The organism is Marinococcus halotolerans DSM 16375 (assembly GCF_000420725.1).
GTDB lineage: Bacteria > Bacillota > Bacilli > Bacillales > Marinococcaceae > Marinococcus > Marinococcus halotolerans.
On record NZ_ATVM01000023.1, the window covers coordinates 26,215 to 46,575 of the forward strand.

Annotated in this window: 23 protein-coding genes and 1 pseudogene; 15 read left to right on the top strand and 9 right to left on the bottom strand. The window is 44.6% G+C overall.

All coding sequences use genetic code 11. The features are described from left to right. Window positions 1-38 precede the first annotated feature (38 nt). A complete protein-coding gene (locus G548_RS0113865) occupies window positions 39-851 on the bottom strand; it encodes a hypothetical protein (protein WP_022794756.1) in 813 nt (270 codons plus the stop codon). Between the two features lie 209 nt (window positions 852-1,060). Next, window positions 1,061-1,624: a DNA-3-methyladenine glycosylase I gene (locus tag G548_RS0113875; RefSeq protein WP_022794758.1), complete on the bottom strand. Its 564-nt coding sequence runs from the start codon at window positions 1,622-1,624 to the stop codon at window positions 1,061-1,063. 172 nt (window positions 1,625-1,796) lie between these two features. Here G548_RS0113875 and G548_RS0113880 point away from each other — a divergent pair, with 172 nt between their 5' ends. The 3 genes from G548_RS0113880 to G548_RS0113895 all read left to right on the top strand — a co-directional run bounded on the left by G548_RS0113880 (window position 1,797) and on the right by G548_RS0113895 (window position 3,975). Next, entirely contained in the window at window positions 1,797-2,345 is a 549-nt protein-coding gene (locus G548_RS0113880) for a dihydrofolate reductase family protein (protein ID WP_027847431.1), read from the top strand. Between the two features lie 182 nt (window positions 2,346-2,527). Next, window positions 2,528-3,385 carry an alpha/beta fold hydrolase gene (locus tag G548_RS0113885; protein ID WP_022794760.1) on the top strand — a complete coding sequence of 286 codons (858 nt, stop codon included), beginning with the start codon at window positions 2,528-2,530 and terminating at the stop codon, window positions 3,383-3,385. A gap of 230 nt (window positions 3,386-3,615) precedes the next feature. Continuing rightward, window positions 3,616-3,975: a hypothetical protein gene (locus tag G548_RS0113895; protein ID WP_022794761.1), complete on the top strand. Its 360-nt coding sequence runs from the start codon at window positions 3,616-3,618 to the stop codon at window positions 3,973-3,975. Window positions 3,976-4,126: 151 nt separating this feature from the next. Here G548_RS0113895 and G548_RS0113900 read toward each other — a convergent pair whose 3' ends face one another. Continuing rightward, window positions 4,127-4,315 carry a hypothetical protein gene (locus G548_RS0113900; protein WP_022794762.1) on the bottom strand — a complete coding sequence of 63 codons (189 nt, stop codon included), beginning with the start codon at window positions 4,313-4,315 and terminating at the stop codon, window positions 4,127-4,129. 186 nt (window positions 4,316-4,501) lie between these two features. On the opposite strand from G548_RS0113900, the gene G548_RS0113905 reads away from it, so the two are divergent. The 5 genes from G548_RS0113905 (at window position 4,502) to G548_RS0113925 (ending at window position 7,323) form a co-directional block, all read left to right on the top strand. Continuing rightward, window positions 4,502-4,735, top strand: a complete 234-nt coding sequence (locus G548_RS0113905) for a hypothetical protein (protein ID WP_022794763.1) — start codon at window positions 4,502-4,504, stop codon at window positions 4,733-4,735. A gap of 277 nt (window positions 4,736-5,012) precedes the next feature. After that, entirely contained in the window at window positions 5,013-5,186 is a 174-nt protein-coding gene (locus G548_RS19315; protein ID WP_022794764.1) for a hypothetical protein, read from the top strand. 84 nt (window positions 5,187-5,270) lie between these two features. After that, the gene (locus tag G548_RS0113915) at window positions 5,271-5,453 is read left to right on the top strand and encodes a hypothetical protein (RefSeq protein WP_022794765.1); all 183 of its coding nucleotides are present in this window, start codon (window positions 5,271-5,273) and stop codon (window positions 5,451-5,453) included. A 184-nt stretch (window positions 5,454-5,637) separates the two neighbouring features. Then, a complete protein-coding gene (locus tag G548_RS0113920; RefSeq protein ID WP_022794766.1) occupies window positions 5,638-6,045 on the top strand; it encodes a hypothetical protein in 408 nt (135 codons plus the stop codon). A gap of 24 nt (window positions 6,046-6,069) precedes the next feature. Next, window positions 6,070-7,323 carry an aminopeptidase gene (locus tag G548_RS0113925; RefSeq protein ID WP_027847433.1) on the top strand — a complete coding sequence of 418 codons (1,254 nt, stop codon included), beginning with the start codon at window positions 6,070-6,072 and terminating at the stop codon, window positions 7,321-7,323. Between the two features lie 127 nt (window positions 7,324-7,450). Here the strand turns inward: G548_RS0113925 and G548_RS0113930 are convergent, their stop codons facing one another. The 6 genes from G548_RS0113930 to G548_RS18315 all read right to left on the bottom strand — a co-directional run bounded on the left by G548_RS0113930 (window position 7,451) and on the right by G548_RS18315 (window position 10,743). Next, window positions 7,451-7,918: a CBS domain-containing protein gene (locus tag G548_RS0113930; RefSeq protein WP_022794768.1), complete on the bottom strand. Its 468-nt coding sequence runs from the start codon at window positions 7,916-7,918 to the stop codon at window positions 7,451-7,453. Beyond that, on the bottom strand, window positions 7,911-8,267 hold the full coding sequence (locus G548_RS19590) for a P-II family nitrogen regulator (RefSeq protein ID WP_027847434.1): 357 nt from the start codon (window positions 8,265-8,267) through the stop codon (window positions 7,911-7,913). Before G548_RS19590 ends, G548_RS0113930 begins: the two co-directional genes overlap by 8 nt. Window positions 8,268-8,298: 31 nt before the next feature. Beyond that, window positions 8,299-8,634, bottom strand: coding sequence for a P-II family nitrogen regulator (locus G548_RS19595; protein ID WP_027847435.1), 336 nt, complete (start codon window positions 8,632-8,634; stop codon window positions 8,299-8,301). Next, on the bottom strand, window positions 8,606-9,355 hold the full coding sequence (locus G548_RS0113945; RefSeq protein WP_022794769.1) for a DUF1538 domain-containing protein: 750 nt from the start codon (window positions 9,353-9,355) through the stop codon (window positions 8,606-8,608). Before G548_RS0113945 ends, G548_RS19595 begins: the two co-directional genes overlap by 29 nt. After that, the gene (locus G548_RS0113950; RefSeq protein ID WP_022794770.1) at window positions 9,352-10,044 is read right to left on the bottom strand and encodes a DUF1538 domain-containing protein; all 693 of its coding nucleotides are present in this window, start codon (window positions 10,042-10,044) and stop codon (window positions 9,352-9,354) included. The genes G548_RS0113945 and G548_RS0113950 overlap by 4 nt, the downstream gene beginning before the upstream one ends. Before the next feature lie 153 nt (window positions 10,045-10,197). Further along, the gene (locus tag G548_RS18315) at window positions 10,198-10,743 is read right to left on the bottom strand and encodes a DUF2812 domain-containing protein (protein ID WP_022794771.1); all 546 of its coding nucleotides are present in this window, start codon (window positions 10,741-10,743) and stop codon (window positions 10,198-10,200) included. Between the two features lie 596 nt (window positions 10,744-11,339). Between G548_RS18315 and fadX the strand changes: the two genes are divergently transcribed. The 7 genes and pseudogenes from fadX to G548_RS19720 all read left to right on the top strand — a co-directional run. Beyond that, complete coding sequence (fadX, locus tag G548_RS0113965; RefSeq protein WP_022794772.1) at window positions 11,340-12,938, top strand: fatty acid degradation protein FadX; 1,599 nt, start codon at window positions 11,340-11,342, stop codon at window positions 12,936-12,938. After that, window positions 12,928-14,451: a long-chain-fatty-acid--CoA ligase FadD gene (gene fadD, locus G548_RS0113970; protein WP_022794773.1), complete on the top strand. Its 1,524-nt coding sequence runs from the start codon at window positions 12,928-12,930 to the stop codon at window positions 14,449-14,451. Before fadX ends, fadD begins: the two co-directional genes overlap by 11 nt. A 45-nt stretch (window positions 14,452-14,496) precedes the next feature. Then, entirely contained in the window at window positions 14,497-15,702 is a 1,206-nt protein-coding gene (fadE, locus tag G548_RS0113975; protein ID WP_022794774.1) for an acyl-CoA dehydrogenase FadE, read from the top strand. 46 nt (window positions 15,703-15,748) lie between these two features. Further along, on the top strand, window positions 15,749-18,007 hold the full coding sequence (gene fadB / locus G548_RS0113980; RefSeq protein WP_022794775.1) for a 3-hydroxyacyl-CoA dehydrogenase/crotonase FadB: 2,259 nt from the start codon (window positions 15,749-15,751) through the stop codon (window positions 18,005-18,007). A 32-nt stretch (window positions 18,008-18,039) separates the two neighbouring features. After that, on the top strand, window positions 18,040-19,227 hold the full coding sequence (locus G548_RS0113985; protein ID WP_022794776.1) for a thiolase family protein: 1,188 nt from the start codon (window positions 18,040-18,042) through the stop codon (window positions 19,225-19,227). A 397-nt stretch (window positions 19,228-19,624) separates the two neighbouring features. Next, the gene (locus tag G548_RS0113990; protein ID WP_022794777.1) at window positions 19,625-20,068 is read left to right on the top strand and encodes an Lrp/AsnC family transcriptional regulator; all 444 of its coding nucleotides are present in this window, start codon (window positions 19,625-19,627) and stop codon (window positions 20,066-20,068) included. A 122-nt stretch (window positions 20,069-20,190) separates the two neighbouring features. Continuing rightward, a pseudogene (locus G548_RS19720) lies at window positions 20,191-20,361 on the top strand (IS701 family transposase); the annotation flags it as partial.

Here is a 20,361-nt window from a genome sequence, read left to right on the forward strand (position 1 = left end):
TTGGTTAATGGTCGATTAAATAAATGGCGGGAACTTTTTTATTTCATGGAATTTGCGATCTGCAGGGTTTCCACCGGTGGCTGACTGGTCCGGACCGCGTAAACGGTTTTTCCTTCCTGCCAGCGGATATCGACGGTGACATCCTCGCTGGACGGAGCGTAATAAATATCGACGACTCCCTGTTCAGCAGAGGCAGGGAGAGGTTGACGCTTGAGGTATTCTGCTATTTGACGGATCACGGCTGTTTGATCGAGATTTGTCGAAGAGGAAGAAGAGAGGCTTACGAGCCACTGATTCTGCTTCCCGCTGTAATGGTACTGGTCTGCGCCGTTCTTCGCGTGCCCGGGCAGGCCGTGCCCGAACGGCTCTACTCCCGGACCGTCGGGGTTAACGGTTTTCCCTTCCTGAAAGTCCTCGATTTCACTGGCGGCTTCCTGTACATCCATGTACTGGGCAGCAGTAACGTGCGCTAAAGGCTCTCCGGTACTGGTGTGATACTGGATGCTGTAGGTGGCTGAATTGTTGGAAGCCACCGATCCCTGGATCTGACTGTCCTGCTGACCGGGAAAATGTGAAGGCAGCTTGATCCACTTATCGTCCATCAGAAGCTCCTGCCTTATTTTTTCAGCGTCCTGTTCTGAGGGTGTAGGAGAGGACATATTTTCCCTTTGAGGCTCCGACTGGGTGGAGGGCTCTTCTTCTACATCCTTCTCGGGCAGGTCATCTTCATCTTCAATGGAAGCTCCCTGGGCATTCGAAGCCTGGGGAGTTTCTTTTTCGCTCGTACAGCCAAACAGGAAAGCTGCAAGCAGAGTTCCTGACAGAAAATACATCAATCGCGGTTTTTTCAAAGGGGTCCCTTCTTTCTAAATGGGAGTAGCCAAAGACTGGGTTGAAATTTTTTCCATAAACAAAGAAAAAGCCAGAAAAAGTAGCGTGCTCTTTTTCTGGCTTATGGATTGGCTGTAGTATCCATCCATTGCTGCCTTATTTATTTTGTAATTTCCCTGTAGAGCTAGTGGTAAAACTGAAATACTGGCTGCTCTATCCCGGCAATTTTTCAGTTGGCATTGCACGTGTGAAAGCTGCAGGAGATAATATGATCATCCACCATACCTATTGCCTGTAGAAAGGAATAAGTAATGACCGGCCCCATGAATTTGAAGCCTCTTTTTTTAAGATCTTTACTGATTCTGACGGATAAAGGGGACTGGGCAGGAATTTCCGTGTCGGCTGTCCAGTTATTGATAATTGGTTTAAAATCCACATAGCTCCACAGGAAGTCGGCGAAGCTTCCGAATTCGTTTTGTATTTTCAGTACCGCCTCCGCATTGGAGCGAACCGATTGAAGCTTCGAGAAGTGCTTGATGACTTGATAATTCTCTTTGATTGCTTCCAAATCCGCGTCCGTGAGGCCGGCGCAATATTCGATGTCAAAGTTGTTGAAAGCGGACTGATAAGCCTCCCGTTTCGCTAATACAATATTCCACGATAAGCCGGCCTGTGCCCCCTCCAGGGTAAGCATTTCGAATATGTACCGGTCATCCCGGCTCGGTCTGCACCATTCTTCATCATGGTACGCTTGCAAACGTTCACTGCTTTGCGGCCATAAACATTGTTCCATCGACTATGTTCCCCTTTCCTTCTGTTGAAATTACTGTACCATGCAAAACAGGACAACTGCGTGTCATATTAAAAAAGTGTGTCATTGTTATTCCAGCTTTTATATTAATGATTTAAAAGGATTCCAGGAAGGCAAAGGAGAAATGAATAAAAAAAGAAGCGGAGGGAAGATCGTGGCAAAGGTATGCCTGGGCATGATTTTATCGCTGGATGGGTATGTCAACGACCGTGACGGGGAGATGGGAAAGCTTTATGCCAGCTTTGAGCCGAATGAAGTGATTGAAGCGGCGATGGCCAACACGGGGGCCGTGGTCATGGGGCGGAACAGCTTTGATGAAAGCCCGGATCCGGATGCCTACGCGGATGATTATGAGTTTCAGGTGCCGTTGTTTGTGCTGACGCACCGTCCACCGGCGAATCATCCAAAGGAAAATGAGAACCTTACAATCACCTTCGTGACAGACGGCATTGAAAGCGCGGTTCGCCAGGCGAAAAAAGCAGCCGGAGAAAAGGATGTCGTAGTGCTCGGGGCGGACGTCGGCCAGCAGCTGTTAAAGGCGAAGCTCGCGGATGAGCTGCAGATTGCGTTTGCGCCCGTCATACTCGGCAAGGGGCTGCGATTGTTTGAGCACCTGGAGGATCAGGAGATTCACCTCGAGAAGCTAAGGGCCATTGAGACCGCTCAGCAGGTGGAAATCTGGTATAGGGTCCTTAAGGAATAGGGAAAAGGTTTAGATGAAGCTCTCTTGCTTTTACAGCGGGAGGGCTTTTATTTTTGTACGAGCCCGCGTTTTAAGAAATAGTGTAAGCTGGCTTACATTTAAAAATATCAACATGCGGGAACACTACATGGAGAAAATCGTTCATTAAGAATGGTAAGAAAGAATTTTAAGGAGGCACAAACATGGAGCCAAACAAAACGATGACGGAAGAAGAATTTAAACAACGTCAACAGACAGTGACGCTCGAAGGAATCGTAGACGAGCCGGTGAAGGTCAATTACACAGATACAGGCCCGGGACCGGCGATCATACTGCTTCACGGCATACCAACCTGGTCGTATTTGTATCAGGCAGTCATCCCGGAGCTGGAGGAAGAATACCGGGTGATTGTCCCGGACCTATTGGGATACGGTTATTCCGATCAGCGTGACCGTTTTGACCGCTCACTTCACGTGCAGGCAAGATTGGTGATCAGTCTGATGGAACAGCTGGAGCTTGAGCAGGTGCATATGGCGGCCCACGATATCGGGGGAGGCGTCGGCTTAATCCTTGCCCTTGAGGAGCCAGAACGAATCGACAAATTGGTGCTTTCCAACACTGTTGCTTACGACTCCTGGCCGATCGAAGAAATGCTGATGGTGGGCCACCCGTCGTGGAAAAACAAATCCCTTCAGGATATGCAAGACTTTCTCTCGAAGGGATTCAAAGACGTATTTGCCCAGCAGGACCAGCTGACAGACACCTTTTTACAGGGAATCATAGCTCCGTATTTACATGAAGAAGGCAAGCTCAGCCTTGTCCGTAATGCGGCTGCCCTGAACACCAATGAAACAACCTCTATCACCCATAAGCTTTCCGGTATCAAGCATCCAGTGCTTATGCTATGGGGGACTCAGGACCCTTGGCAGCCGGTGGAAACAGGAGAAATGCTGGAGAAGGACCTTCCCAACAGCCAGCTGATCAGAATAGACCAATCGGCCCACTGGGTACCTCAGGAAGCGCCGAAGGAGTTTGCGGCGGAAATTAAAAAGTTTTTATAGAAGAAGAGGCTGTTCCAAATGGGACAGTCTTTTCTGTTGATGAAGAAATTAGCGGACGCTATTATGAAAACTCTTAAAGAACATATAAATCATCTACCATAATCTTCCTTATTTTTGCATTGATTGGTACCATGAAAGAATGAGAGCAGCAGAGAAATAATCGTTTTTTTGACCTGCGTGGGCTGCCGGAGTCAATTCATCTTCAGGAAAACGCAAAGGGAGCATCGTTTATGACGTATCGACAAAAATCCTACGGGGGCTTGCTGCTGATTCTCGCGGTGGTCGTAGTGATTGGTTACGCATCTGATATACCAGTCGCCGTGCTAGCACCGCTAATCGCCTTCCTAGTACTCAATCTACTGTTCGTGGAAGTAGGGCGGTATTTTATCGTGGGGAAGCCGTCGAACGGAAAGAAAGCGTGGACGTACCGGCAAAAACATTATACGGAGTTCATCCTTGGCATTGGTCTTAACGCTATTGCTATTTATTTTTTACCCTTCCCATCCTTAGTATGGATCGTATTACTCGCGGCATTTATTATAAATATCGTGACTATTGAAATTAAACATGCCTTAATAAACGAGCCGTAGCAATTATGAAAACTCAGTATATGCAATATGTAAGGGAGGGAAAAGCATCAATATTTTTGATGAAAATAAAGAATAAAGAAACCGGCTTTCATACTGTCTGAAATTTGGCTTCTTTATTTATATCTCGAAAAAAGTTAATCTAAAACAATTTCTAAAGATCGGTGGCAATTCCATGACTCAGTTGAAGAAGGGAAGCAGCCAGCAGCAAGCTCATAGAGATCATTAGCTTTTTTTGCCTGCGTGCTTCTTTTGGTTTTCGGTATTCCCGGAACATTATAATGCCAGCGACTGCAATAAATAAAAAACAGACAGTGTAGACCATCACGCTGAATCCACTCATGCACTCCCTCCTTTATTGGATTACTCCCTGTGTATTTTAAATGTATATTTATTAACTTACAATCATTTCCATAAGAACAAGTCGCAAAAATTTTGTTTGCTTGAATTTATTACATAATATGGGAAAATAGGGTCAGAGACCTGCACAGATTCAGTTTAAATACTTATACAGGAAAAGGTGCTTTTCTTGAGTAAATGGGGGCAGGATACGTATCAGGACCGCAAGCAACGTATCGAAGACCCACTGCAGCCCCGGAAAAAGGAACAAAAGTCCGGTAAATTGCCTATTGGTGCTTTTTTTCTTATTTTACTGGCCATTTTCGTCGTCTATGTTTTCGTTTCTGCCGTTTTCGGCTACCATAATGAATTTATTGAACAGCTGTTTCATTGGGTGACTAACGAATTGTTTTCCATCAAATAATATTTAAATTGCAGGTGTGTTGGCCATGAAAGCTTTTATGTATATTTCAGCATTGTATTAATAGTGTTTGGTTTATGCGTGTGTGGAAGTACTTTTTTCCCTTTCTTTGATGGTCGGAGCACTATCATGTACAGAATACTAAGTGCGGTTATTGTTACAGGCAGTGTGATAAGAATCATTCGTTATGAGAAACGAAAAAGATTCGTGGAAGCTTGAACATCTAATTTAAATGCCGGGAAGTTTGTTGATGAAAAGGTCGTTTAGGAAGAGCTTTTAGATGAAATTTGAACGTTTATTCGGGCTGTTTGTTGCTCTTGCCGTCTGTTTGACTGTATTTTCTCTCGATGCCTGGGCATCCCTGCCTTTTGTAATTCTATTGATCATAGCTGTTGTTGTAGGTGTAGTCGCGACATTTTTGGGACATAGGATCTCTCGCCAGAAGAGAACATAAAAGAAGAAGTATTTTTTCTTTGAGGCTATACTAATTTGCAGGCAAAAAACTACCGGTTAAGATATGGAAGGAGCCAGGGAGAATATGCACATAAAAACACTCATTAAAGGCGGTTTATATGTTGTACTTGCTGTCTATACGATCTTGTTTCTGGCTTCGAGTATTAAAACGGGGGACTGGAACTTATTTGTTTATATTTTTGGTCTCATTTTTATGGCCAGTCCTTTTATTGGTATGTACTATGTATTTTTTCCGCCGAGTCCATAAGTGTTGAAGCATGAATAGGTCTGGAGAATTTGTGCTCGAGGTACGTGAAAAGTCGAGACAAATAGTACCCGATTTTGTCTAGTGTTCTACACAGCAATGGTCGCTGCATTGGAAGCTCTCGAAGTGTGTTTTTCTATTTATTAGATAATGCAACGGCGGAATGATAACAAAGAGAGAAAACGTTATGAACGAACAACTATGGTTTCTCGTGGAACTATTTTCCACCTTACTGCTGTTATCAGGCGGGATGGCTTTATCGATGAAATTAACGAGGAGATGGTACGTGAAGCGCCATGGGCAGGATCGTTCCAAAGACTATGCGAATGAGGCCCCTCGAAATGTCACGCGTTGGTTTACCGTTGGTATTGCTTTTCTTACTGTAACGCTCATGAACCTGGAAAAGTGGCCGGGATATCTTACGCTTCTTGTCGTTATCTTTCCTTTGTGTTTCCTGTATCTAGCGTTTGGCACCTATCAATGGAAGAAGGAAAGTAATAATAATGATAATTATCGGTATAACTGGTTGGTCTTAGGAGGAATATCCGTATGGCTAATGTTACTCATGATAGGTAAACAATGGTTAGAGGTCTAGCAGTTTCTATGAAAAGGAGCGGAGATGGTGAAAAACATAGAAGAACTTGTCAGCGAAGAATCGTTGAAAAAGTATGCCGATCTTGCTGTACGAATGGGAGTCAATGTGCAGAAGAAGCAGTTAGTCGTGATACATAGTGATATCAAGCATGTCACGTTTGCTCGTTTCGTTCAGCGGGCAGCCTATGAGGCTGGGGCGTCCAGTGTAGTCATGGACTGGAGTGATGAATGGTCGACCCAGACCTTTTATCTTCACGCTGCCGATAAAGCCATCGATCACGTTCCTGATTGGAAGAAGGCCCGTATTAACGAATGGGACAAAGCGAGTGCTGCCTACATCCATCTCATTTCTGAAAGCTTCGATGTCTTTGCGGATATTTCTCCCGCAAGGTTCAGCCGTTATCAAAAGGCTTATCGCACCAAACTGGAGAGTTATTATGCAAAGATGAGATCCCACGAGGTACGCTGGTGTCTGTTGGCTGTCCCGTCCTCCGCCTGGGCGACAAAAGTATTTCCTCATCTACGGAAAGAAGAAGCTCTACAATCGTTATGGCAAGTTGTATTACACGGAGCCCGTGCCGATGGAAAATATCCCATCAAAGACTGGGAAAACCATGACAGAGCTTTCGAGTCCCGGAAAACGTTTCTCAACAATCGACAGTTTGGCGCTTTGCATTTTATCAATAGCCAGGGGACCGATTTGGTCATCGGAATGCCGGACAATCATGTCTTTCTTGGCGGGGGCGTGACAGACACCAAGGGAATTCCGTTCTTTCCGAACATCCCTACGGAAGAAATATTTTCAGCCCCCCATAAAAACAAGGTCAGCGGCAGACTTGTAGCAACGAAACCGCTTGTCTATGGGGGAAGGGTTATCGAGGATGTTTCCCTCACCTTTCAAGATGGACGAATCACGTCTTATTCTGCGGCCCATGGCCAGGAAGCGTTACAACGTCTCCTTGAAACCGACGAAGGTGCTATTTGTTTAGGGGAAATTGCTCTGGTTTCTAGCCATTCCCCTCTTGCTCAGACGAATACGCTTTTCTACAACACCCTGTTTGATGAAAATACGGCCTGCCATATTGGGATTGGCAACGCTTCGCCTTCCAATCTTCAACATAGCAGCAACTTATCGGAGCAAGCGTTGGAAGAAGCAGGACTAAATACATCTCTTCTGTCGGTCAATGTCGCTTTTGGAACCGAAGACATGAAGGTGGTGGGTGTCGAACAAGAGGGAGCGGAAACCATATTAATGAAAGACGGAGATTTCCAATTCTAGTTCAAGGGTTAGGTGGTGTGATTAGAGCTCTAACATATTGTTTGCTCCAATAAGTTACCGGCGAAACCGTGATTTCAGAAAAATTCTCGATACAAAAAAGCCTGTAGCAGCCAGTGGTTTACCACTGCTAAGAACCATTAGGGTCATGGGATGGGTTTTTTTCGTCGATCCCAGCAATTAATTCGTAGGCATCCAAATCGCCAATGACTTTCCCAGTTTCATCTACTACGGGTAGTTCTTCAAGAGAATGTCGCATAAATAATTCAAGAGCGGTGGTGAGAGAATCAGAGGTGCTGACGGACACAGGAGCAATCATAATGTCTTCAGCCAGGGTATCTTTAGATATAAACTCCAACAGTTTTCCTTTGGACATTTTTTTGCCGCCACGGACGCTTGCGTTTACCGCCAAGACTCTTAATAACTCCTGGAGCGTAATGATGCCAAGGAGTGATAGCTCCCGGTTCACGACGTAGACGGAGCGGTTCACCGGGCTGCCCCGGGCAATCTTTTCTTTCACCACGTCCAGAGTGTCCTCCGCGTTCACGAGACTTGGTTTTAACGTGATGTTCCGGTATACATCCTCCACCTTAAGCATGCGTGTCTCCTCCGTCCTCCATGCGCTTGACCAGATGAGTGATCCCAATGGCCCGCTCAACATCGACGACAAAAGCAATCCCTTTTCCGGGTTTGTTTAAGTCCAGGCCGGCCGTAATGGCTTGCAGAACATCATCGGTTTTCTCCCGGTCAATCAGCGTCAGTACAAGCTCTTTTTCGGGTTCAATCGTGATATTAAACAGCTTGGCGTGCTCATGAACGCCGGTGCCCCGTCCGAACAATATCGTTCCGCCTTCGGCTCCTGCCTTCTTGGAAGCTTCCACCACGTCTTCGGAATAGCCTTTATTAATGATGGTCACAATCAAGTCATATGAAACGTTGCTTTCCATGTTCTTCCCTCCCGTACCCGATTATTGGATCTTACTGCTGGAGTAAATGGGTGATGCCTGCGATTCGTTGAACATCTACCACAAAGCCCATGCCGGTTCCGGGTGTATCTAACCTGCCCGCTTTTTCCACCGCCTTGATCACCGCATCTACTTTTTCTTCCGAGATCAATGTCAATACCACCTCTTTTTCCGGCTCGACACTAATGCCAAGGAATTTTTTTGTTTCGTGAATACCTTCGCCCTTGCCTATTAAAATGGTGCCGCCTTCGGCCCCAGCTTCTTTGGAAGCCTGCACGATTTTACTCCCCGTATTTTTTTTCACGATTGTCACAAGCAGTTTATGATTCCGATTTAAGGCTTCGTTCATTTTCTTTCTCCTTCCGATGATATAATAACCCCAGGATTAACACGCACAAGATCGGAGAGAGGGCGACGAGGGCGATCATCCCAAACCCATCTAATAAAGGATCGCGCCCTTGGGTAGCTCCGGCAATCCCGACGGTCATGGCCACAATAAAGGTCACGGTCATCGGACCGGTCGCGACCCCGCCGGAATCAAAGGCAATCGCGGTGAATGTTTTGGTGGAAAATTTAATCAGGATGATCGCTAGAATATATCCGGGAATAAGGAAGTACCATAACGGGATGCCAAACAAAATGCGTACCATCGATAAAGCAATCGAAACGGCCACGCCGATGGAAAGGGTGTAAAGCATCACCCTTTGCGGAATATACCCGCCCGACACCTTTTCCACTTCGTGGTTCAGGATGCGGACAGCCGGTTCTGCGAAGGTAGCCACAAAACCGAGCACAAACCCGATGGGAATCAGCAGCCATTGGTCTTCCATGGTTCCCATCGTGGTCCCCATTGTTTCTCCGACTGGCAGAAATCCAATATGAACTCCCTGCAGAAAGAAGGCAAGGCCCCAAAACGTTAAAAACATCCCTTTAAAAATATCCAATAATCTCTTAAAGGAGAGCTTTAAAATAAACAGTTGAAACACTAAAAAGAACATTAACAGAGGGAGGAGCGCAAAGGTGACTTCATATAACACATGGCCAAAACCATCAAACAGGTGGATCGTCATCCAAAAATCACCCCCAGTATTAAGACGCCAAGGATCGGTCCGATGGAAGCCAGTGCGACTAAGCCGAATCCGTCCGCAGAGGCCGATTTACCTCCTAAAACAGAAGCAACACCTACGCCCAGGGCAAGGATAAACGGCACGGTCATGGGTCCGGTCGTAACCCCTCCGGCGTCAAACGAGATGGGAACGAACTGGGGCGGGGTAAAAGAAGCCAGGACAAAGGCTGTGCCGTACCCACCAACCAGGAGGTAGGTGATGGGGATATTCAACAAAATTCGTAGCATGGCCAGCCCGACAAAAATGGCGACCCCCAACGCCACGGTATAAATCAGCACATTACTGGAAATCAACCCGCCAGACACGAGATCCACCTGCGTGGCAAGCACCCGCACGTCCGGTTCCGCCACCGTGACCACAAATCCAAGAAGAAAACCAACAACGACAATCCAGCCGGGTTTACCAATGTTCGGTAAGGAGGCCCCGATCATTTCTCCGATGGGCAATAAGCCAATATTCACGCCTAATAAAAATAAGATTAATCCCAGGGAAACCATCACCACCCCGGCGAAAAATTGAACCAGCATCCCGAGGGGCATTCCGATGACGGTCACCTGCAGCAAAATAACAACCAATGACAGCGGCAGAATGGCATAGACCACTTCTTTCACAGTATCTTTTATGCTTTGCATTACAGCCTCCTCCCGTCTATGGTGTGTAAAGCACTTATATTCACTCGATGATTACATTTGGCAGCATCAAGATGGTTGATAAGAAGGGGAAGATTTTTCGTGAGTGTTTGCGAAAACCAACTTGCTGCAGGAAGAGAATAACAAAGCGACCTACTACCGGCGCTTGCCCCGAGTAATACGATGCGCTTTCGAAAGAATAAACTGCACCCATAACCATCGAAAGAAACTCGTAACGGTAACGCTTACAATAACGGATAGCAAAAAGAACAAAAAGTCTGTGAAGGCTGAAGGCGATGGAGTTAGGGAGAGTAAAAATAAAAGCGCGATGATCCCAAGAATGGTGCTTACAAGCAAAAACAGCCAAAAACGACTTTTGGCACGGTACTCCTGGGCTACAGGAGCGGTCCAAGCGTCCCGAAAAGGGGGAGCGCCTGGTTCGCTTTCGAGCACATGGAGCAAGGGGGAGGAGCATATCAACCTCCAGGGGGCCATTTGGGCCCGTTGCAGGGAATGGTAGTCGCGGGAAAGGACAAGACGAATGTTTCTATCAGCTGGAGGGGCGGGGATGAAGGAGTAGCCAAAGACAGAACATTCAGCGACTTGCCACCCTTGCTGCCGATACTGCTGTAATAGTTGTTTTTCTTCGGTATAGGAACGAAAAGGCATGGCAGAAATGATAATTTTTTTCTTTTTACGCACATATTCCCCCCCCTCAGCAATAGAATAATGACCGCTAATCCAGAAACAAAAAGAATAGAAGAGAAATGATAATAAAGAAGCTGCTTATCCATAAAGCGATACAAACATCTTTCCAGTAACTGGTTGGTCGTTCTGCCCATTTACCCATGGAGTTCTCCTTTCGCATGCATGTATCATCACTTATATTTTCTGGCACCACGGTGAAGTTCGTTCTGTATACATGAACGTAGTGGAAAAAAGGAAAAGCTGAAATCACGTTTGATTTCTAGATATACGCTCCATGCCAGGGTTTCGTTCCACTTTTGACGAAAAAATTGTGATTATTCAAAAAATAAATAAACAATCTAGATGGAAGTCGAATTCACGCCCACATCGTCTGGAAAACCTTTCATCTTGTAAATAATAGAAACAGGGTCTGGATTAAAGCCAATTCAATATCTACTAGTTTATTGTTTAGAGCATTAATAGAGTATAATTTGAAAACGTTTACATTTATTGTATAAAATGATAAATTTAAAACTGTAGGATGAGGATAAAGAAGGGGGGACTTTTATGGTAAAGGTTTAGCAGGATAAATACTGTAGGGAGGTTGGGACATGCAGGTTATTTCATACAATGATTTAAATAACATTATTACCACTGGAGATATTATTTCCGTCGCAGCTTTATCTGTCGGAAATTTACCAGCAGAAATATTAAAACATATGGTTGAGCAATACGATGAAACTGGAAGCCCGGATAACCTTACGTTCATCATCGCAAATGATATAAGTGATTACGAGGGTGGGATTGATCTCGATGCTTTCGTTCAACGTCGAATGATTAAACGGTTAATAACAAGTTTACTCACAGCCTCACCAGCTACTATTGAGGCGATTAAAAATAATGCAATTGAAGCGTATTTTTTCCCCCAGGGAATTCTCGCCGTACAATATCGGAATCATTCCGTTTCTTCTCCGGGGATGATTACAAAAATAGGTTTAAATACAAGTGTCGATCCTAGAAATTCAGGCGGAATGGTTAATGATGTCACCAACGAGAGCTTAGTTTCTGTATTAGAAATCAAGGGAGAAGAATATTTACACTATGACTTTCCTGGCATTGACGCAGCTCTTTTACGGGGAACTTATGCTGACGAAAAAGGAAATATCTTTATGACCCATGAGTCCCATCTGGGAGAAGGATACAGTGTAGCGGCTGCTACCCATCAAAAGGGTGGGAAGGTGATTGTTCAAGTTAAAGAAATTGTTCAAAGCGGCAGTTTTCCTCCTCATGATGTGTTTATTCCCGGCGAACTTGTGGATTACGTTGTTATAAATGAAAACCCCAAATATCATAAGCAGGTGATGCAGGCTTATTATGATCCTGCTTTATCAGGCCACTACCGGGTGAGTGATATACAGGAGCAGTCTATGAAGCTTAGCTCCCGTAAAATTATTTTAAGGCGGGCTGCCCAGTTTTTGAGTGAAGGGGATGTAGTCAGTATTGGTTTTGGCATAAATAATGAGCTGCCAAATGTATTAATAGAAGAACAAGCGGAGCATTTGGTTCAGCTTAATATTGATACCGGCATATTCGGAGGAATTATCGGCAGCAAAGACCGCTTTGGAATGAACTATAACCTGGACGCGAGAATGCGCCATGAGCTGACATGGGACTTTATATATCATGGCGGCCATGATATAGCCTATCTCAGTTTTGCGGAAATCGACCAGCTGGGAAACGTAAATGTCTCCTGTTTTGGCAATAAAAGGAGCGGAAGTGGCGGGTTTATAGACATAAGTCAAACGGTGAAGACTATTATTTTTTCAGGGACCCTGGTTGCGGGCAGCCAGTCTTCTTGTGAAAATAACCAGTTGATCATTGAACAGGAAGGACACTCGCATAAATTTGTAAAAAATGTACAAAGTGTAGATTTCAACGCAGCATATTCGAAAGAACTGAACCAACAGGTTTTTTATGTGACTGAACGCGCCGTATTCCAATTGGAGGAGGAAGGCTTAAAATTAATTGAAATCGCTCCGGGGTTGGATCTGCAGAGGGATGTTCTTTCAAAGATGGATTTTGCTCCTATTATCTCTGACGAGTTGAAAATTACAGACCAAAATATCTATCAAAACGATTGGGGGGAATTGAAGCAATCGATCCAACATCGGAATCATATTGATAAAGGAGAAGATAAATATGAATTATGATTGGATTAAAACAAGATCAGATTTTGACAGAGTGAAAGCAGCGGTTATTGATCCGGGTAAGGGCACAGAATGGTCGTATCAGGATTTAAACATCCGTGCAGAGAATTTAGCGAATTATTTACAGGACCAGGGAGTAAAACGCAGGGATGTAATCGGTATATTCGCACCAAACGACATGGCAATACTGGATTTGCTGTTCGCCTCATTTAAACTGGGGGCCGTTTTCCTGCCTATTAATTGGCGGTTGAAATCTTTAGAGATTGAAAGCATTATTTCGGATTCTAATGCCAGGCTGATTTTTTACGCCTCCAATCATCTGGAGTCCCTGAGAGGAATCCCTCAAGAGCTGATCCATATGGATGTCGATTCGTCGGAATATGATGACATTGTTAATCCTAAAAACCACCGCCCATTTAAAAGTGTCGATGTAGAAAGCGACGACCTTGCATCTTTAATATATACGAGCGGGACAACAGGATTACCAAAAGGGGTTATGTTCACTTACGAGTCGTTTGTTAATAACATGATCAATACCGCATTGACGTATAAAACACATGCCGGTTATACAACAATTGTATCAACTCCGATGTTTCATGTACTGGGATTTAATGATTTGTCGCTGCCGTTACTAATGGCTGGCGGAACCTTGATTCTGCATCGCTATTTTGACGGAAAGGAATTAAATGATCTGATGGTAAAATACCAGCCCGATTATTTAATGCTCATACCAACTATGTACTATGGCATGCTGGCAGCTGGTAATCTTGATATTCAGGGCTTCAAAAATATTGAGTTCTTAATACAGGGTGGATCTTCACCGCTTCCGGCTGTACAGAAAAAATTTGAAAGTATGGGTTACACATTAGTCAATGGCTACGGGTTAACTGAAGCTCCACTTGTTATGGTTAATACACCTCATAATGCAATGAAAAAACCAATGAGTATTGGCAAGCCTGTCATGTATATGAATGTGCGTCTGCTGGATGAAAATCATAACGATGTTGAAACTGGTGAAATTGGGGAATTGGCCATCCACGGTAAAAACGTTACACCAGGTTATTGGAACAAGCCGGAAGAAACAGAAAAATCATTTGCAGGCAAGTATTTCCTAACAGGCGATTTAGCCAGGCAGGATGAAGACGGAGATATCTTTATCATTAACCGGAAAAAGGAGCTCATTATTACCGGAGGGGAAAATGTTCTGCCTTCTGAAGTGGAAGGTGTATTATCAGAGCACCCGCTTGTAAGGCAAACGGTGGTAGTGGGATATGAAAGTCCTGAATTTGGAGAATCTGTTTCTGCAGTAGTGCAATTGAAAGAGGACGATCCGGATTTCGAAGCTAAACTGGACAAACATGTGAGAGAGCACCTGGCAGGCTACAAAATACCGCGAATGTATTTGAAGGTGAAGGATATACCATTAAACTCAACTGCAAAACCTGACAGATTAGAATTACAAAAAATGGCGAATCAAAAAGCACAGGAGGAAAATCAAGAAAACGAATTACTTTAAGCGACTATTTTGAAAGCGCTATCAGAATATACTGGAGGCTATACTATGGCTGAAAAACAAGCACTGATAAAAGAATTATATCCTGAAGATTTATTAAATATTTCTAAAGAATTAACTGAAGGAGAAGTACAGTTTTTAAAACAACTCAATGATCTGCTCGAAGAAAAATACCGGGATTCAATTAATGATCACTGGGCTAATGCAACAGTGCCTGAAGACTTTTTTAATGATATGGGTAAATTGAATTATTTCAATAACCCATTGCTGTTTGAAGGGCGGGAGGGCGAACGGACTACGAGTCAGTTGTTTCAGTTTTTCATGCTATATACAGTGGCAAGGTTTGATGTTTCATTAGTTACTTTGATGGGTGTGCATCAAGGTTTAGGACACAATGCGTTCCTGTTTGGCGGAAGTAAAGAACAAGTGGCGTATTATGTGCCGAAATTGCAATCTCACGAACTGAGGACCTGTTTTGCTTTAACCGAACCTGAACACGGATCGGATGTAGCTGGAGGTTTAGCAACGACGGCTAAGCGTGAGGGTGATAAATGGGTAATAAACGGTATGAAAAAATGGATAGGCGGCGCTAATCTTTCGGATGTCATACCGGTTTTTGCTACAGATGCGGATACAGGTAAACCAAAGGGATTTATCATTAAGCCTGACCAGGATGGCGTGGATATAGATGTCATTGAAAACAAAATCGCTTTGAGAATTGTCCCAAATGCTAATATTCACTTAAACAACGTTGTCGTACAGGAAGAAGACAGGCTACAAAATATTAACGGCTTCAAAGACATTGCGAAAGTTCTGTACTCAACACGTGCTGGTGTGGCCCATATGGCGACAGGAGCGATAGCCGGGACCCTGCGGGCCACTCTGGATTATGTGACCGAACGTAAACAATTTGGCAAAGAACTTAGTAAATACCAGTTAATTCAGGAGAAGCTGGCAATGATACAGGGAAACCTATCTCATGCAATGAGCCTGTCTGCACAACTCGCCCGGATGCAGGGGAACGGGGAATATGATGAAGTGGCAACCTCAACCGCAAAAATGATGAACGCCTTAAGATTAAGGGAGTCCGTTGCAATGGGACGCGGGATTACAGGAGGCAACGGTATTCTTGCCGAATATGATATCGCGAGGTTCTTCTCTGATGCCGAAGCCATTTACACCTACGAGGGAACTCATGAAATTAATGCCTTAGTTATTGGCAGAGCATTAACAGGGGACTCTGCATTTATCTGACTGCAGGGAGTGGCTGAATAAATTTCAGAAATATGGAGGTTATTTCATGACGATGAGAAAAGCAACCGTTTTAGGCGCGGGGTTAATGGGCAGTCAAATTGCCGCCCTTTTGGTTAATGCAGGTTTAAAAGTAAAGCTGCTGGACATAGCAGTTGATGAGAGCGATCCAAACAAGATTTCAAAAAAATCCTATGATATGATTACTGATCCGAAACGGCCGCAATTATTTGATTTAAACTTCGCCTCTAATTTGACTTATGGCAATTTTACAGAGGATTTATCTGGGCAGGATGACTCGGATATTTTTATTGAAGCTGTAAAGGAAGAAGTGGAAATAAAGCATAACATTTGGGACCAGGTGAGACGTGTTGCCAAAGATGATGCCTTATTTGCCACAAATACTTCAGGCATTCCAATAAAGGCAATATCCCGGGTATTTAATGATACGGAGCAGGAAAGATTTTTCGGCATGCACTTCTTCAACCCGCCCCGGATCATGAAGCTGGTAGAAGTGATCCCTGGTCCTAATACATCCCCTGAAGTAACAAATAAAGTTCAGGCTTTTGCTGCAGATGTGCTGGGCAAAGGCGTCATCATAGCAAATGATGTGCCGGCATTTGTTGCTAACCGGATAGGGACACAGACAATGAATGATGTTATGTATCGTGCAGAGAAAACAGGCCTTTCCATTACGGAGGTCGATGCACTCACGGGACGCGGTATCGGAAGGCCAAGCCTCGGGACGTATGGGCTCGTCGATCTGGTAGGGCTTGATATTGCGACAACCGTCATCAAGGGCCTGCAGCAGGATCCGGAAGAACAGGAATTTTTCCACGAGACACGTATTGCAGGAAAACTGATGGAAAATGGCGCGTTGGGGAGGAAAACCAAGCAGGGCTTTTATAAGAAAGAAAAGAAATCCCTGCTGGTTTTTGATCCGGAAAGCAATGAATATGTACAGCCGGAACAGCCTGAGTTTGAGCTGCTGAACAGCTTCAGTAAAGACTTGAAGTCAAATATGGACATCATCTATAACGCTGAAGATGAAGCGGGCAGGTTCTTGTGGGAAACCCTTAGAAACAATTTCTACTATTGTGCTTTGAACGTACCGAAAGCGGCAACGGACTTTAAAGATATAGACCGTGCCGTAGTGTGGGGGTTCAACTGGAAAAAAGGGCCCTTCCAGCTATGGGACCTGATGGGATTCGAACGCGTTAAGGAACGAATGCAGCGGGAGCTGGGGCCGTTACCGGAATGGATAGAAAAACGCAGTACATCATTTTATTCTGAAGGTGAGGCGATTGAGCGTGTGACTCCTGTATCAGCGTTTACAGATAGTGAACTATGGAACAGGGAAGATTCCAGTCTTTCTGTTGCAAATAAAGACCAGCTGTTACTGAAGCTACAAAGTAATAATAATATTATTACCGATGGCTTTGCTGATGATTTAATCGAGTCGATCGACCTTTTAGAAAACGAGGATTACTCGAGCATGGTCATCTATGCAGAAGGAAACAATTTCAGTGTGGGCGCCAACCTATATCTGATGAAAAAAGCACATGAAGAAAACACAGTGGAAGAGATGGTGGGGCCTGCAATTGAAAAGCTGCACGAGAGCTTCAGCCGCCTTAAATATGCACTTAAGCCCGTGGTGACAGCCGTCCACGGGAAAGCTTTAGGCGGCGGTTGTGAATTGGTTCTTCATTCACCGGTAGTAGTAGCTGCAAGTGAAACGTACATGGGACTTGTAGAAGCAGGGGTGGGACTGCTTCCAAGCGGTGGCGGCCTTGCCGAAATGGCGGACCGGATTCTCGGAACGAGCCATAAGCATAACGATAAACAGGAATCGATGACTAGAGTACTGACGAATGTAGGGTTCGCAAAAGTATCAACGAACGCTTATGAAGCGCTCAGGTATGGTTATCTTAGAGAAACTGATTCCATTATATTGAATACAGAGAAAAGAGTAGAAATAGCATTAAAACGAGCACAGTTTGAAGTGGAGACAAATTATGTTCCCCAGCCGAAGTTGACCTATTTTGCTTTAGGCAGAGATTATAAAGCACTTGCTCAAGGCCAGCTGGAGGCCCAGCGTGTTGGAAATTTCATAAGTGCTCATGATTATACAATCACTTTAAGTGTTGCCGATGTTTTATCCGGAGGAGACCTTCCGCGTAACACCTATATTAATCAAAAATACCTTCAAAAGCTTGAAAAACAAAAATTCTTAATGCTGTTACAAAACGAAAAAACGTACGAGCGAATTACTCATATGCTGGCTACAGGCGAGCCTTTACGAAATTAAAAATTGTGGTAGCAAGGAAAGGGTGAAAGTCAGTGCAAGATGCGTATATAGTAGCTTATGGGCGTTCTGCTTCAGCTAAAGGAAAGTTAAGTGGTGCCATGGCTCACGACAGACCTGATGAAGTTGCAGCACAGGTACTAAAAGGGGTACTGGACCGGGTAGGTGGTCAATTCCATCCAGACATGGTACAGGACGTTATCGTTGGTAATGCTTTTCCTGAAGGCCTGCAGGGACAAAATATCGCACGTTCGATTGCGTTGCTTGCCGGGCTGTCGGAAGATGTTCCGGCCCAGACGGTGAACCGTTATTGTTCTTCAGGGCTTCAAACAATCGCGATGGCGGCTAATCAGATTGTGTCTGGCCAGGCAGATATTATAGCAGCTGGCGGAGTTGAACTAATGAGTGCCGTTCCGATGGGGGGAAATGAGCCGGTCAACAGTCCAATACTCCAGGAGGAAGAGGCCGGAGTATCCTACCCAATGGGGCTGACCGCCGAGATGGTGGCTGAAAAATATAGCGTCTCACGGGAAGACCAGGACGCTTATGCTGTGCAAAGTCACCAGCGTGCTAAAAATGCCCAGGACTCAAGAAAGTTCGATGACGAGATTATTCCTATTAATGTAACTAAGGTAACGTACCATAATGACGGCCCGGTAGTAACAAAAGATATATTTGATACGGACGAACTGGTACGCCCTGATACCAATATGGAGGATTTAGCGAAGCTGCCCACTGTGTTCAAAGCCGATGGAACAGTAACAGCCGGTTCATCTGCCCCGCTTACAGATGGCTCAGGTTTTGTAGTTGTAATGTCGGGGGACAAAGTAAAAGAATTAGGCGTCACCCCCATTGCACGATTCGTAGGCTTCAAGGCAGCGGGTGTTGATCCAAAAATCATGGGGATTGGTCCGGCTTATGCAATCCCGGATGTGTTAAAATTAACTGACCTAACGGTTGATGATATGGATTTAATCGAACTAAATGAAGCATTTGCAGCACAAACGGTGGCCTCTATCAGGCAGACAGGGTTAGATATGACTAAAACGAATGTTAATGGAGGCGCCATCTCATTAGGCCACCCTCTTGGGGCATCAGGAGCAATGCTGACTGCAAAGCTGCTTGCGGAAATGAAAAAAAGACCAGATTCCAAGTATGGCATGGTGACCATGTGCATTGGGGGAGGCATGGGGGCTGCAGGTATATTTGAATACATCAGATAGTTAACTCCGACGTTTTAATGTGTCAGTTATCTTTGTTCGCCTAAACAATTATCAGGAATCCGTAAACATCCAGGGGGCTGTCCTATTTTTGGGCCAGCCCCACTTTTGTTTTAAACAAAAACTGCTGATAGGGGATTTTTTATGTAATAGAAAAAAAGCCGATCATCAAGGTTGGCAATGCAATACGTATAACTGGAAAATACAAAGTATTAAGGGAGTGCTTGAAAAGTACTCCCGTTTTTAATGCAATGGAATCCTTTTTTTGCCAATAATTTCTTATTCAAAGAAAAATTAGAAAATTATCGTTGAATTTTTTCCCTTTTCTTTTGTATGATTTAGGTATTTTATAGAAATTCTTTCCGCCATGAAGGCAAACGACATAAGGAGGCCCACCACCATGCCAACACTCGATGATACCGACCGGGCTATCTTACATGCCTTGCAGCAAAACGCCAAAGAATCGTATTCCACGATCGCCCAGTCCTTAGAGGTAAGTGAAGGAACGATTCGGTTCCGGATTCGTAAAATGCTTAATGCCGGGATTTTTGACTTTATTGTTCACACCGATCCGAAAAAAATCGGTCTGGATGTGCAGGCTATCATCGGTATTAACACCCGGCTCGGCCAACAACAGCACGTTGCACTCCAACTGCAAACCTTTGAAGCCGTTCGTTTTGTCGGAGCCTTTTCCGGTAATCATGATCTGATGATTCAAGCTTATTTTTCGACCAACGATGATTTGGTTTCGTTTATTAATGTCGATTTAGCCGCTCTTGAAGGAATATTAGACGTCGATGTCAATGTAGAGCTGATGCAGTACAAAGACAGCTTTTCCTACTAAGGACCTTTTATGTTGCGGATTTATTAACAATTATTTCCATTATCGATAAAAAAGAGACAGAATCCCCGTTGATACGGTACGATGACATCGACCAAAACACCATCGAGAAAGGATTCTGCCTCATGTCTACCGTATCATATTCCTCCTGCATCGCCAACGCCTTTGATCAATGGAACCTCCGGTTCTTTATGTCCGCCCCAGCTGCCCGGCATATGCAAAAGCTGCTGGAGGGTTGGACCCGGGAGCATCGCAACGGGAGTGTGAAGGCCCTTCAGGAAGCTGCGAATCATCAC

Bases quoted from the DNA above. Each gene is read 5' to 3' on its own strand.
- fadE (WP_022794774.1), top strand. From the start codon at position 14,497: ATGGCTGAAAAACAAGCACTGATAAAAGAATTATATCCTGAAGATTTA.
- G548_RS0113895 (WP_022794761.1), top strand. From the start codon at position 3,616: ATGACGTATCGACAAAAATCCTACGGGGGCTTGCTGCTGATTCTCGCG.
- G548_RS0113915 (WP_022794765.1), top strand. From the start codon at position 5,271: ATGCACATAAAAACACTCATTAAAGGCGGTTTATATGTTGTACTTGCT.
- G548_RS0113930 (WP_022794768.1), bottom strand. From the start codon at position 7,918: ATGCTTAAGGTGGAGGATGTATACCGGAACATCACGTTAAAACCAAGT.
- G548_RS0113945 (WP_022794769.1), bottom strand. From the start codon at position 9,355: ATGACGATCCACCTGTTTGATGGTTTTGGCCATGTGTTATATGAAGTC.
- G548_RS0113920 (WP_022794766.1), top strand. From the start codon at position 5,638: ATGAACGAACAACTATGGTTTCTCGTGGAACTATTTTCCACCTTACTG.
- G548_RS19590 (WP_027847434.1), bottom strand. From the start codon at position 8,267: ATGGAAAGCAACGTTTCATATGACTTGATTGTGACCATCATTAATAAA.
- G548_RS0113990 (WP_022794777.1), top strand. From the start codon at position 19,625: ATGCCAACACTCGATGATACCGACCGGGCTATCTTACATGCCTTGCAG.
- G548_RS0113925 (WP_027847433.1), top strand. From the start codon at position 6,070: ATGGTGAAAAACATAGAAGAACTTGTCAGCGAAGAATCGTTGAAAAAG.
- G548_RS0113875 (WP_022794758.1), bottom strand. From the start codon at position 1,624: ATGGAACAATGTTTATGGCCGCAAAGCAGTGAACGTTTGCAAGCGTAC.
- G548_RS0113900 (WP_022794762.1), bottom strand. From the start codon at position 4,315: ATGAGTGGATTCAGCGTGATGGTCTACACTGTCTGTTTTTTATTTATT.
- G548_RS19315 (WP_022794764.1), top strand. From the start codon at position 5,013: ATGAAATTTGAACGTTTATTCGGGCTGTTTGTTGCTCTTGCCGTCTGT.
- G548_RS19595 (WP_027847435.1), bottom strand. From the start codon at position 8,634: ATGAACGAAGCCTTAAATCGGAATCATAAACTGCTTGTGACAATCGTG.
- fadB (WP_022794775.1), top strand. From the start codon at position 15,749: ATGACGATGAGAAAAGCAACCGTTTTAGGCGCGGGGTTAATGGGCAGT.
- G548_RS0113885 (WP_022794760.1), top strand. From the start codon at position 2,528: ATGGAGCCAAACAAAACGATGACGGAAGAAGAATTTAAACAACGTCAA.
- fadD (WP_022794773.1), top strand. From the start codon at position 12,928: ATGAATTATGATTGGATTAAAACAAGATCAGATTTTGACAGAGTGAAA.
- G548_RS0113950 (WP_022794770.1), bottom strand. From the start codon at position 10,044: ATGCAAAGCATAAAAGATACTGTGAAAGAAGTGGTCTATGCCATTCTG.
- fadX (WP_022794772.1), top strand. From the start codon at position 11,340: ATGCAGGTTATTTCATACAATGATTTAAATAACATTATTACCACTGGA.